The organism is Methanosarcina barkeri 3, from assembly GCF_000970305.1.
GTDB lineage: Archaea > Halobacteriota > Methanosarcinia > Methanosarcinales > Methanosarcinaceae > Methanosarcina > Methanosarcina barkeri_A.
The window spans coordinates 2,442,488-2,455,895 of record NZ_CP009517.1; the positions used below are offsets into that span (position 1 = coordinate 2,442,488).

Annotated in this window: 9 protein-coding genes; 4 read left to right on the forward strand and 5 right to left on the reverse strand. The window is 37.1% G+C overall.

What is annotated here, in order from left to right:
- Nucleotides 1-10: 10 nt before the first annotated feature.
- Entirely contained in the window at nucleotides 11-508 is a 498-nt protein-coding gene (locus MSBR3_RS09760; protein ID WP_048110301.1) for an inorganic diphosphatase, read from the reverse strand.
- Between the two features lie 767 nt (nucleotides 509-1,275).
- Entirely contained in the window at nucleotides 1,276-2,169 is an 894-nt protein-coding gene (locus tag MSBR3_RS09765; RefSeq protein ID WP_048107832.1) for a NosD domain-containing protein, read from the reverse strand.
- A 614-nt stretch (nucleotides 2,170-2,783) separates the two neighbouring features.
- Between MSBR3_RS09765 and MSBR3_RS09770 the strand changes: the two genes are divergently transcribed.
- Nucleotides 2,784-3,191, forward strand: coding sequence for a DUF1699 family protein (locus MSBR3_RS09770; protein WP_048107834.1), 408 nt, complete (start codon nucleotides 2,784-2,786; stop codon nucleotides 3,189-3,191).
- Between the two features lie 314 nt (nucleotides 3,192-3,505).
- Here MSBR3_RS09770 and MSBR3_RS09775 read toward each other — a convergent pair whose 3' ends face one another.
- Complete coding sequence (locus tag MSBR3_RS09775; RefSeq protein WP_048107836.1) at nucleotides 3,506-4,690, reverse strand: AAA family ATPase; 1,185 nt, start codon at nucleotides 4,688-4,690, stop codon at nucleotides 3,506-3,508.
- 467 nt (nucleotides 4,691-5,157) lie between these two features.
- On the opposite strand from MSBR3_RS09775, the gene MSBR3_RS09780 reads away from it, so the two are divergent.
- The 3 genes from MSBR3_RS09780 (at nucleotide 5,158) to MSBR3_RS09790 (ending at nucleotide 10,967) form a co-directional block, all read left to right on the forward strand.
- Nucleotides 5,158-6,699 (forward strand): FAD-dependent oxidoreductase, encoded by a 1,542-nt coding sequence (locus MSBR3_RS09780; protein ID WP_048110303.1) that lies wholly within the window; start codon nucleotides 5,158-5,160, stop codon nucleotides 6,697-6,699.
- A gap of 188 nt (nucleotides 6,700-6,887) precedes the next feature.
- Nucleotides 6,888-8,423: an FAD-dependent oxidoreductase gene (locus MSBR3_RS09785; RefSeq protein ID WP_048107838.1), complete on the forward strand. Its 1,536-nt coding sequence runs from the start codon at nucleotides 6,888-6,890 to the stop codon at nucleotides 8,421-8,423.
- 483 nt (nucleotides 8,424-8,906) lie between these two features.
- Nucleotides 8,907-10,967, forward strand: a complete 2,061-nt coding sequence (locus tag MSBR3_RS09790) for an MASE3 domain-containing protein (RefSeq protein WP_329956808.1) — start codon at nucleotides 8,907-8,909, stop codon at nucleotides 10,965-10,967.
- Nucleotides 10,968-11,183: 216 nt separating this feature from the next.
- Here MSBR3_RS09790 and MSBR3_RS09795 read toward each other — a convergent pair whose 3' ends face one another.
- Nucleotides 11,184-11,864: a dienelactone hydrolase family protein gene (locus MSBR3_RS09795; RefSeq protein WP_048107839.1), complete on the reverse strand. Its 681-nt coding sequence runs from the start codon at nucleotides 11,862-11,864 to the stop codon at nucleotides 11,184-11,186.
- A gap of 197 nt (nucleotides 11,865-12,061) precedes the next feature.
- On the reverse strand, nucleotides 12,062-12,715 hold the full coding sequence (locus MSBR3_RS09800) for a phosphoribosyltransferase (protein WP_048107842.1): 654 nt from the start codon (nucleotides 12,713-12,715) through the stop codon (nucleotides 12,062-12,064).
- Between the last annotated feature and the right edge of the window lie 693 nt (nucleotides 12,716-13,408).

The window sequence follows — 13,408 nt, forward strand, 5'->3', positions numbered from 1 at the left end:
ACTGATAATCTTATTTCTTTTGCTCAATATATCGATCTTTTGCTTCCTGAAGTACAGTGATTGCTGTTTCCAGGTCTTTCCAACCGATAACTTTCACGCGTTTTTCCTCTAAATTCTTGTAGGTTTGGAAGAAGTGAGTAATTTCCTTAAATAGATGAGGTGGAACCTGATCCACTGCTTCAATATAATTCCACATTGGATCATTCTTTGGAACACACAGGATCTTCTGATCTCTTCCTTTATCGTCTTCCATATCAAATAGTGCCACAATATGTACATCGATTACGCAGCCTGGAAAAGTAGGTTCCCATGTTAAAACCATGGCATCTAAAGGATCGCCATCAAGTGCCAGGGTATCAGGGAAAAAACCATAATCTGAGGGATATACCATTGAAGAAAAAAGCATTCTGTCGTATTTGATTACTTTCTTCTCTTTATCATATTCGTATTTATTCCGGCTTCCTTTAGGAATCTCGATAAGCACACTTTCAACCTGTCTTTCCGTCATACCATCAATCACTACCTTTTTACTCCTATCGTTGTTTTTTATAATGCAAGTTATTTGTGAGTTCATAGACTATGTCCCCTGATAGGGTCATACTATTAAAACATGACCTCATGAGTTTAATTTTCTTAATATGAAAGAGGAGACCGAAAAATAGACTTGGATTGTTCTTTTATCCTTTTATTAGATCTGGAAGAGTCTGACAGGGTAATATGGAAAACTCTATGTCTACAAGAAGTTGCTTTCACCTGATTTTTGGCATTGCATAAATGTAGCAAAGCAGTCACTAAAATCATGCTGCATGCTTTTTCCGTAAAATGAGGAAGAAAGTCATCATGGGAGTTTAGTAATATTGATGAATTAAAAGGCATTCAATAAAAAGATTCTCAATAAAAAGATTCTCAATAAAAAGATTCTCAATAAAAATAAATACTCTATGTTAGAAAAGTGTTTTCTGTTTTTCAGGTTTTCGTTCTTAAAATTTTATTGTTTCCTATCTTAATCTGCCATACCTGAAATGACATCAGTTTTAATTGGTAAAAACACGATTATTCAAAAAATAAAGCAAGATATAATCACAAATCTTGCTTTTATTCTTGCTTTTATCACAAGTATCGTTAAGTAAAGTCCTTAATGATAAGAAAGATCTTCCATATCTGTTTTTAATACTTGATCCTCTAATCTTACTTACCATCCTAATTTGCATTCAATTTGGCATTTTCATTCTTAACATTTTTTCACTTTTTTATCAGTAACCTGTATTTTCAAAGTTACTCTTCCTGGGCAGAAAGGTTAGAAAAATTGAGAATTGAGACTTTCGACGGTATAAGTGGTAGATAATCAACATAACCAGAACCTTCCAATTTATAAGGTTCGTCTGCAAAACCATCTTTGTTTTTATCGGAATGGGTCTGTGAAAAGCCGTTACCTGAAGGAGTTGCCCAGCAGTTACCACCAATATAAGGGCCGCCTACTATATTTCCTCCAGTTGTTTTTGTAGTATTGAGGATATTTACGGCTCCAGTATCAAAATTCACATTCACTGTATTGTTAAACATATTATTAGTAATGGTAGATGGAGCATCAACAAGATATAGTCCATTATCGCAGTTTGTAATTTTATTTCCACTAACTGTTATGGTTTGAAACATAAGGTCAAAGGCATATACTCCTGTTTCGCAGTTGTAAATCTCATTATTAAGAATAGACTCACTTCCGCTGTTCATATAAAAACCAATATCTGCAGCCATACTAAAATTAGATATTTTATTATTTTGAACTGTACAGTAAAAAGCGCCATTCGTACCTTCAATACGGTCAAACGAGAAACAAATACCTGAAGATTTCCCAGGACCTCTTATGTCAAAGTCTTTTACTACAACGTTACTTTCATAAATATTAAATGCGTTATTTTTAGCTTTAATTATTGCTTTATATGGACTGCTTGACTCTATAGTTATATTTGCAGTTGAGATCTTAATATCTCCACTATATGTTCCAGGTTTTACAATTATTGTATCTCCAGAATGAGAATTATCTACTGCTTTTTGAATCGAGTTTCCAGGCTCTACATAAATAGTTTTAGCAGAAGCGCTGCAAGTGATAGCTTGAAGTGAAAGCAATACTGCTAATACAATCAATAAAATTTTTTTTGTTTCCCGCAAGACAAAACCCCGATAAAGTTCTTTGGTATTGATAAAGTTTCTCAGTTTACTCGCTTTGATTTAATTTCAAAGACTTGGTTATTATCAGAATTTAGTTGATTATCAAATAACTACTTATCCAGAATTTAGTTAATTTTCAAGTATATAATAATCGAATACTAGTATTTTTAAATGTATTTGACTATTATCTGAGCTACAGTACTTTATTAACAAAGATAAACACTTTGAGCTGTTCACCATACATGCCAACTTAACAGTTCACCATATATAACGACTTTAGTCTGTAAGATATAAAATAATATATAATTTTTCCTATCTACCCTGCATATATACTAATATTTTTTTTAAATAATCTTAGCTACTTATTATTTACTATATTTTTGTTAAGTAGCTTCAGTTTTACTCTAACGATCATCTCAGCTGGCTAAATCCAGCCTTTAATATTATCAATTCTTTCAGCTGGCTTATTCATTAGTTTAATTGTAGGAAATTACGGAAGCAAGAGAACCCGATGACTTTATAAAAAATAACTGAACTGTAAGATAAATATTTATAGTCAGTGAAAGTAGCTTCTATCAATAAAAAACATAAAAATTTCACAGTGGGGGAAAAACATGAAAATCAGAGTCGTTAGCTCAAGAGAAGAAATCTTTACATTGAATCCTAATGAACGCATTGTTCACCTGGCCTTCAGACCTTCGAACAAGGATGTATTTGGACTGGTTGAAACCTGCCCTAAGATTGACGTGATCCAGTTACCTAAATCCTATATGGGCACAATCTCAAAGTCCATAGAGATGTTCCTTGAGATGCAAAAAATCCAGCTTATCGAAGGTGATGTGTGGGGCCACAGGAAAGATATTAACGAATACTACACAGTTCCGTCCTCGGTTATTGAAAGAATAAAAGAAATGAGAGTTGAAGGTAAATCAAACGAAGATATTGAAGCAAAAGTTTCAAGGGAAAGCAAAATTAACCCTGAAATGGTTGCTTATATCATTAACAAGGAAGCTCCTGCCTGAGTTGATACATATCGGATATCTTGAAACTTTTCACTGGGGATTTGACCGCACTCAAAAATAGTCCGAAAATTTTCGGTCTTTCAAGGACTCACATTTATTCCTTGGTCTCCAGCTTAAGTTTTCCTCTCACAGAAGCTCTATAAAAAGTCCCAGGAACTAAAATTTAGCCTGTAATTCCTACTTCAAGGAACTCAACAGGAACATTTTCCTTTTTATCACTGTAGCGTTTCACCTTTATTTTTGAAAGCTTTTAACTGAGTTTTTTAACTGAGTTTTTAAATCTTTGAGTCTTCTATCTGTTCAAAAGTAAGCTTTTAGATTTTGATCTTCTGGCTGTGAAATCTATCTCTTTCGAGTGTAACAATTCTCAGGAAACCTTCTTTCCCAGGGCACAGGTTGAAAGTTCTTCCATTTTCGATTGGAATATTTTCCGGATTTCTGTGGCCGTGCACCTGGTAAGTATTCTCATTCGTATTTTTATTAAAACTTTCAGCGACCAGATATGCGTCACTGGCCTCTCCTACGCCGTCAATCATCTGATTGGCTCCAACAAAAACCAGATTTTCAGGAAGGCTGCTAAGCCCTCCGTGAGTTACAAGCACGTGTTTATTATAAAATTTATAATAAACGCATGGTTTTAGTTTCCTATGTAAATTAAGGACATTATTTTTTGTAACGCCTGGCTGCTCCATTTCTGTCAGATCGTACCAGGTATTTGCAAACTCGGATACCTTGTTTTGTTCTCCGCCTTCTGCCAGCCTGCAAAAACTTTTTTCGTGATCTCCTTCAAGCAGAATTACATTATTCCTGCACATAATAGAGATCAGGAACTTAATAATTTCAGTATTCTCAGTATTTTCAGTTCCACTGCCTATGTAATCTCCAAGAAAGATATACAGGTCACTGTCATTTAACCCGCACGCAAGATATTGCATAAGAGCCATGTAATTTCCCGCTATATCCCCAATATGGTGGACCTTTCTGTAGTTAGAAAAATCAGTAGGTTTGTATTGAATTTTTTCATGAAATTCCTGCGGCTTTATTACCGTGACAAATGACGGCACCTTTTGCCTGTTTATTATGGAGTACAGTTCGTCAATTACGGTTTCAGGTACAACTTCATACTCAGGCCTTTTACCGTTTCTCTCCTTTGCAATTTCAAGGGGAACCTCGGAAAAATCAACACAAATAGCTGAGTATCTGTAAGTTCTGACAAGCTTCCTGTATTTCGCAATATCTGCATTTCCTGCATTTGTCGCATCGAGAACTATAAAATCACCGTCTTCCATACGGCATTTAATGAGAGAGTAAATAAGTCCCCATACTCGACGATTGATTTTCTGAGAGATTACAGTTTTTCCAGTAATAGAAAGTACAGGCGGCTTAATAAGCAGTCTGACACTGTCTGAAGAGATGGTATAAGGCTCAAGTTTGTTTTCTCTGACAAAAGTTGATTTACCGGAGCCAGGTATTCCTCTCAAAAATACCAGATACCTCATATCATACCTCAACAGTCTATCTCATACTTCAACAGTCTATCTCATAGTTCAACAGTTTATCTCATATTTAAACAGTTTATATTATATTTCAACAGTTTATCTCATATTTCAACAGTTTATCTCATACTTCAACAGTTTATCTCATGCTTCAACAGTCTATCTCATGCTTCAACAGTCTATCTCATACTTAACTATTAATCCCGTCCCCTGACTTTGATTTCAGATCTTCTGGTTTTATGTTTTAGTTTTTACCTGCGAAATGATACCTGAGTTAATATTACTATTGATTTTTATAATATTTATTTGGATAATTTTATGGTACCTTTTCTCAAGCGGGTACAGGGGAAAATCGTGGATGGGGAGTTTACGAGATACAAGATAATTCCTGGAGTTTTGACGCTTAACTGGCATTACCATAAGAAAGACTCAGGTACGCAGGGCTCCTTCAGATTTCAATGGTGAATGATATGACAAACCACAATGAAACCGATTATGTCCTGCCTGGAAAGGCAGAATCTTACTGGATAGCAACCACGCCTGAGTCCAATTATCCTCCTATTTCTGGAGATACTCACGTGGATGTGGCAATTTTAGGGGGAGGAATAGTGGGCATTACAACTGCCTATCTTTTAAAGGAAGCAGGAGTGCCGTCTGTGGCAGTGATCGAAGCAGATCGTATTATTACAGGAGTAACAGGTCACACAACTGCAAAAGTTACCTCTCAGCACGGACTGATCTATGATCGCTTGATTTCAAAGTTTGGAAAACAACAGGCACAGCAGTACGCAGAATCCAATCAGGCAGCCATAGAAAAAATAGCTTCTATCGTAAGTTCAAAAGGCATAGCCTGTGATTTTGTCCGTAAGCCGGCTTATGTTTATGCGAGCTCTGAAGAATCAGTTGGAGATATTCGGAATGAGGTTGATGCCGCTCAAAACCTTGGGATTTCGGCTTCATTTAAAGCTGACTTGCCTTTACCTTTTAAAACGTACGGTGCAGTTTGCTTCAGTAATCAGGCGCAGTTCCATCCCAGAAAATATCTACGTGCCCTTGCAAGAGAGACTGAGGGAGATGGCTGCCATATTTTTGAAAAGACAAGGGCATTAAAGATTGAAGGAGATGGCCCTGTAACTATAACGACAGATAAGGGAACCATTAAAGCACACAAGGTTATTCAGGCAACACATTTCCCAATCCACGATAAACCAGGAATGTTATTCCAGCGTCTTTATCAATCCCGTTCATACGTGTTAGGGGTTCGTATTGAAGAACATTTTCCGCAGGGAATGTTTATTAGTGCCGAAGAACCTGTCAGATCTCTACGTTCCCAATCTGCCGGGGAAGGTGAGTTAATACTTGTATCAGGGGAAGGACACAGGACTGGAGAAGGGAATGAAATTGACCACTATAGAAACCTCGAGAAATGGATTAGATCAGTTTACTCTGTCAATTCTATCAATTATCACTGGTCGACTCAGGATGTCATAACTGTTGACCACGTTCCTTACATTGGCCGGCTAACATCAGACAACGAAAACCTGTTTATTGCAACAGGGTTCAGGAAATGGGGCATGACCACAGGTACGGTTGCAGCCATGATTCTTACAGACATGATCCTTGGACGGTCTAATTCCTGGGAAGAGGTCTATAACCCTTCGCGATTCAAACCTCTTGAATCGGCTAAAACCTTCTTTTCGCAGGTTGCTGAAGCGACTAAAGGCCTTATTGGAGACAGGATAGTTCCTGTTCATGAAAAAGCTTCGCAAATTTTGCCAGGGGAAGGTGCAATTGTCAACATCGAGGGTGAAAAGGTTGCTGCATACAGGAATGACGCAGGAGTGCTCCATAAGCTTGATCCTTCCTGCAGGCACATGGGATGTATTGTTTCATGGAACAATGCAGAAAATACATGGGACTGTCCGTGTCATGGCTCCCGCTATAACGCAACAGGAGAAGTAATTAAAAGTCCTGCAGTATATGGACTTCATAAGAAGAACGTGAATGAGTAAGATTCCAGTACCTGTACAGAGACGCACAGTTATATTGGGTGAAACACTGGGTGAAACTGGACGAAACATTGGGCAGAGCATTAGGTGAAACAGTACTCTATTAATCATTCACCTATATCAATAAGAGAGGGCAATCAGGGGGTTCTTGAACTCTTAGAATAAGTGAGAGTAAAGATAAGGGGATCTATATGACAGACAGAAAGAACACTGGCTATAATCTGCCTGGCAGGGCAGAATCATACTGGCTGGCAACCACTCCTGACTCAAACTATCCTGTTCTTCCAGGGGATGTTCGCGTTGATGTGGCAATAATTGGGGGAGGAATTGTCGGAATTACCTCCGCTTTTCTTTTAAAGCAAGCAGGAGTGTCAGTCGCCTTGATTGAAGCAGATAGGATAATAAAAGGGGTTACTGGCTATACGACTGCAAAAATAACATCTCAGCATGGCTTGATATATAATAGACTTATCTCCGAGTTAGGAAGAGACCAGGCGAAACAATATGCTGACTCTAACCAGGCAGCAATCGAGAAAATTGAGTATATAGTTCGTTCGTGGGATATATCCTGTGATTTTGCCCACAAGCCAGCATATGTCTATGCCGGGTCTGAAGATTCTGCGCAGAATATTTTGGATGAGGTTCAGGCAGCCAGAAGTCTGGGACTCCCAGCCTCTTTTGAAGATAGTGTGCCGTTGCCTATTGAAACATATGGCTCAGTCCGCTTCAATCACCAGGCCCAATTTCATCCTCGAAAGTACCTGTGTGCACTCGCCAGAGAGATTGAGGGAAACGGTTGCTATATCTTTGAAAAAACACGGGCACTTGGAATAGAAGGAGGAGAGCCCGTAATACTGAAAACTGATAGGGGAACCGTAAGAGCTGACAATATCATTCAGGCAACTCATTTTCCTATTGTTGATAATCCTGGAGGATTATCCGATAAGTTATCTCAATCAATGTCATATGCGCTTGGAGTACGTATTGAAGAGAAGTTTCCGGACGGGATGTTTATTAACGCTGAAAAACCGGCCAGGTCCTTGCGCTCCCAGCCTGCAGAAGAAGGTGAATTGGTACTTGTAGTTGGTGACGGGCATCCTACAGGTCATGGAAATCCAACCCATGAGCATTATAGACATCTTGAGGCATGGGCCAGGTCGATCTATAGTGTACGGTCTATTGACTATTATTGGTTGACAGAGGACGTTATGCCTGATGACGGCATACCGCTGATTGGCAGACTCACTCCTGACAGTGGAAACTCTTACCTGGCAACCGGATTCCGAAAATGGGGTATGACAACAGGCACTGCTGCAGCAATGATCCTTACGGATATGATTCTTGGAAGGGATAATCCCTGGACTGAGGTATATGATCCTTCAAGATCTAAACAGGTCTCAATTGTTCAGGAGGATATCTCCAGAGTCGAACCAAATCAGGGAGTCCTTATTGAAAAAGGGAAGGATAAGGTAGCAGTATATAGGGATTCACAGGGTGTGTTTTATACTCTCAATCCTGCTTGCAGACATATGGGATGTTCTGTCTCCTGGAATGATGCTGATAAAACCTGGGACTGTCACTGTCACGGTTCTCGTTATAACGCTAGAGGAGAAGTGATTTTAAGTCCTGCTGTTTATGGACTTCTGGAGAAGAAAGTAATGGAGCAAAAAAATACCTATAGTGAAACTGCCGATATAACGAGACAGGAGCAAGGAGAAAATGAGTAAGAGAGAGCAAATTATCTAAAAGTTTGAAATCAGATCAAATAGGTGGGGAAATAAGAATATATCAGTATCTCTTAACTTATTTTTAAGGAAATAGATTTAAAATCTCTATTCAAAATCTCTATTCAAAATCTCTATTCAAAATCTCTATTCAAAATCTCTATTCAAAATCTCTATTCAAACTTATCTACTTTTGAACGCACTGTTTTTTATGAAATAATGGCTTCATATAACTTCTATATTTTTTTAATTTACTAACAATTTTTAAAACAATGTTTAGAAGAGCAAACAGTAAAGAATTAAAAGTTCGTAAACAGGAAATAGTTGGACAACATGTGTCAATGAAAGATATTTTAAATACTAATTCTTTTTTTATGAAATCATCTTCTTTTTTATAGTTTTTTAGAATCTTCATATTAGAAACATATAATACTAAATATACTATATTTATATGCTGAAAATATAATTACTATAAAATGGATAAGTTTGTTTGGGTACACAATAAGCTGTAAAAAGGGGTTATTATATATTTCAAATCTTTGGGATAAAGTAATACTTCTTGAGTATAAAAATATAATATTTTGGGCAGTTATAATAGGTCTGCTTCACATACTTAGCCTTAGTAACAACCTTCTTTTTCACACTCTTGTAGAAATGTTTAGTATTATCGTTGCCTATATTATTTTTCTTCTTGCCTGGGAATCAAAGACTTTTCTAGAAAACAGGTACATTTTATTTATAGGAATATCCTATTTTTTCGTTGGAACCCTTGATCTTTTACACACATTATCATATGAAAGTATGGGAATTTTTCCCGGATTTGGTACAAACCTCCCTACCCAGCTCTGGATAGCTGCAAGGTATATGCAAGGTATCTCATTTCTGGTAGCGTCGTTACTTCTGATAAAATATGGAATAAATGGTGTAAGAGATTACGTAAGACCCGTAGAAAAGTCTATATTTGCCTGGAGGGTCTTTTTTATATATGCAGTAACTACTCTCTTATGCATACTCTCAATTTTTGTTTTCAGAAACTTTCCTGATAGTTATATCGAAGGTTCCGGACTCACTCTTTTTAAAATTCTAAGTGAGTATGTAATATCTTTAATGCTTTTTTGCTCCCTAGTTCTTTTGTATTTCAAGAGGAATTGTTTTGAAAATAAGATCTTTAAGCTACTTGCAGCTTCTATAATACTGACAATTTTTTCAGAATTAACATTTACTATATTCACTAATGTTTATGACTTCCAATTTGCTCTCGGACATTACCTCAAACTTCTGTCTTTTTACCTGATTTACAAGGCTATTGTAGAAATGGGATTTGGAGAGCCCTATAGCTTTTTGTTCAGGGAATTAAAATATAATGAAGAGGACTTAAGGCAGAAAGCAGCTCTCCTCTCGGAAGAATACAATCGTATGTGTGGGATGATTGGAATAAATAAGTATCTGGCAGAGGATGTAGGGAAATGGGATAAGAATGAAAAAAATTACTACTCGTTCATTCAAGATCTCCATGGAATCTGGTTCCAACTTGATAAGGACTTCAGACTACTATTTTTACACGGTCCTGTTGAGGAAATGATAGGTTATACAAAACAGGATTTCCTATCTGCAAAAATTAATTGGGAAGAAATAGTTCTACCTGAAGACCGTCATGTGATTTTTGAAAACAGAGAAAAGTTGAAATCAAACTTGGATTTCGTCATTGAAAGTGAATACAGGATACGTGCCAAAAATGGAGAAATAAAATGGGTCAGGGAGTTTTTGCAGAAAATATCGGATGAGTCCAGAACGTCTGCGAAATTTCAGGGTTCGGTTCACGATATTACTCAGTATAAAATTGCAGCAGAAGCTCTGAAAAAAATAGAAGGCACTCGTATAAAAGAGATTCATCACCGTATAAAAAACAACCTTCAGGTAATATCATCCCTGCTCAGCCTTCAGGCAGAAAAATTCGAAGATGAAAAGGTACTCGAAGCCTTCAGGGAAAGCCAGAACCGCGTTGCATCCATAGCAATAATTCATGAGGAACTTCATGAAGGTAACAGCATCGACACTCTCGATTTTGCAGATTATCTGCAGAAACTGACCGCAGATCTTTTCAGTTCATATCATGTGGGCAAGAGTCGTGTAAACCTGAAGCTTGAACTTAAACATGTTTATCTTGGCATGGATACTGCAATTCCTCTTGGCATTATCGTAAACGAACTAATCTCAAACTCTTTGAAGCATGCTTTTCCTGACGTAAATAACGGTGAAATCAGTATTCAACTGCAAGAAGCAGACAAGTACGTCTCAAAACCAGAAAAGCCAGAAACGGGCATAAGCTGTCAGGGTGAACCAAATGTTGATTATATCTTGACCGTAGCTGATAATGGCAGAGGAATTCCCGAAGAAATTGACTTCAGAAATACTGATTCCCTGGGGCTCCAGCTAATAAATATTCTTATAGAACAGATTGACGGTTGTATTGAGCTCAGAAGGAACAGGGGAACAGAGTTCGTTATCTGGTTTAGCAGCTCCGAAAACTCTGGAAAATTAAAATAAAACTGTTTTTGAGAACCATTTTTGTCATATAATTCGGATATTTAATCAAAATTAAAACTTAAAATAAAAACTATATTTAAATAAAACTAATACTTAGACAAGACTAACGTTTAAAAAAACTAACATTTAAAAATTAACATTTAAAAACTAACATTTAAAAAACTAACGTTTAAAACAAAGATATATTCAGCCTTTTTCCTAACTTATTTTAACTTTTTATTCTTTTTCCAAAAGGTATTTTTTAAACCATTCTCCAGCCAGATTTGCTACCTGTTCTAACGTTCCCGGCTCTTCAAAGAGATGGGTTGCTCCGGGAACGATCTTAAGTTCTTTTTGTTCCGCTTTCAAGCGGTCTAACGCCCATTCGTTCATTTCTATTACTTGATAATCATCCCCACCTACAATAAGTAGTGTTGGCGCCTTTACATTCGGTAGGGCTTTTTCAGCCAGATCGGGCCTTCCACCTCTGGAAACTACGGCCTTTATAACGTTCGCATGTTCTTTTGCAGCTATGAGTGCTGCTGCAGCTCCCGTACTGGCACCAAAGTAACCTATGTTGAGATTTTTAGTCTCAGGATTGCTGAAAAGCCAGTTTGTTACGCTAACAAGCCGGTTTGCAAGCAGGTCAATATCAAACCTTAGGTGAGCAGTTATCATGTCAATTCTCTCTTCCTCAGCTGTCAACAGATCAAACAACAGTGTTCCAAGGCCTTCTTTCTGAAGTTCCTGAGCAACATACCGATTCCGAGAACTGAAACGACTGCTCCCGCTCCCATGTGCAAAAACGACAATTCCTTTTGCTCCTTCAGGAATTGTGAGGTTTCCTTCAAGTGTAACAGAATTAATCGGGATCTTGACTTCGTTACTGCTTTTACCTTTATTTGATAGTTCTCTCATTATAACCCCCCAAAACATTTCACTATTAATTATAGGTCCGAATCTGAAAAATAATAAATTGCGTTACTAAATATTAAACACTACTATTATCTTTAAACTGCATTGCTAAATATCAAATATTGTCATCTTTAAATTGCATTACTAAATATCAAACATTACTATCTTTAAATTTTATTACCAAATACCAAACATTACTATTATCTTGCTGGGAGAGCTCTTGCTTTATCCAGAAGTTCGCAGACCTCTTCATCGGTGGTCTGACTGAAATTCCCGTACCAGGCTCCTACCCCATAGAAAGGTTCAGGAGTAGCTACGCATATTACTTCGTCTACCTCCCTTCCGAAAAGCTCACACGTATCACGTGCTCCTGTGGGCACTGCAACCACTATTTTAGCCGGGTTTTTAGTTTTAATTGCAGCTGCAGCTGCACGCATTGTCGCACCTGTAGCAAGCCCGTCATCTATTAAAATCACAGTCGAACCACTAATCTCAGGCTTGGGTCTATCTCCACGATAAGCGCGTTCCCTACGTTCAAGTTCCTTGAGCTCATTCTCAGATACCATATTAATTACCCTTTCAGGTATCTGAAAAGACCTGACAACGTCTTCATTCAACACACGGATATTGTCTGAAGAGATCGCTCCCATTGCCAGTTCTTCATTTCCGGGCACTCCCAGTTTTCGTACTATGAACACATCCATCCTTACATTAAGTTCCTTTGCAACTTCAAATGCAACAGGAACCCCACCACGCGGGAGTGCAAGTATCAACACATCTGAACGGTTTGCGTATTTTGAAAGTTCTTTTGCAAGCTTTTTCCCGGCATCTATCCGGTCTTTAAAAAGTGCCATTTGTCCCTCAACCCCTGTCGAACTTGATTAATTGAAAAGATAATCTAAGATAAATCATATTGATTTATAGTATCTATGTTCAAACCCTTAAACGTATAGAGTATAAAATTTAAGCTTAAAATTTATATAATTACTTCTTTTTGAAATGATGGGACTAGGGAAAGAGTAAAAATTTCAAATATTACCTGACAATGTTCTGAAAATTCTATAAAACAACAAACTCTAAAAAATTATCAAATTGAAAACTCAACAATTGTAGACCAGTTTCAAATACAGCATATAAAACATGACTCAGGATTTACAGTAGATTCGGTACACTCTAATTAATTGCTTATAATAAGAAGTATTATCAAGCCGTTCAAACTTTTTACACCAAATTATTTTTTGCTCGTAGACAATTTTTTGAATAATTAACTTAAAATAATTTATGCTCTTATGTATATTATAAATTTGGAAAGTGGGTTGTTGTATATGAATAAATAATGGATTGCTTGATCATTGATGATTCTTCTTGGAACTGATATACTTGGGGGAGCATATTGTCTGCGCTGCTTTACTGAGAATACAGTTAATAAGGTATGGTGCCTCCTGGCTTTCTCTTATTCTCTTTTCTGCAATGCTTTTTACTCTTCCGATTCTATTATTTGCAGGTTATTCAGGTCTAAAATTATAAACTCAGTATAATTCAGTGTT

Bases quoted from the DNA above. Each gene is read 5' to 3' on its own strand.
- MSBR3_RS09760 (WP_048110301.1), bottom strand. From the start codon at position 508: ATGACGGAAAGACAGGTTGAAAGTGTGCTTATCGAGATTCCTAAAGGA.
- MSBR3_RS09770 (WP_048107834.1), top strand. From the start codon at position 2,784: ATGAAAATCAGAGTCGTTAGCTCAAGAGAAGAAATCTTTACATTGAAT.
- MSBR3_RS09775 (WP_048107836.1), bottom strand. From the start codon at position 4,690: ATGAGGTATCTGGTATTTTTGAGAGGAATACCTGGCTCCGGTAAATCA.
- MSBR3_RS09780 (WP_048110303.1), top strand. From the start codon at position 5,158: ATGACAAACCACAATGAAACCGATTATGTCCTGCCTGGAAAGGCAGAA.
- MSBR3_RS09785 (WP_048107838.1), top strand. From the start codon at position 6,888: ATGACAGACAGAAAGAACACTGGCTATAATCTGCCTGGCAGGGCAGAA.
- MSBR3_RS09795 (WP_048107839.1), bottom strand. From the start codon at position 11,864: ATGAGAGAACTATCAAATAAAGGTAAAAGCAGTAACGAAGTCAAGATC.
- MSBR3_RS09800 (WP_048107842.1), bottom strand. From the start codon at position 12,715: ATGGCACTTTTTAAAGACCGGATAGATGCCGGGAAAAAGCTTGCAAAA.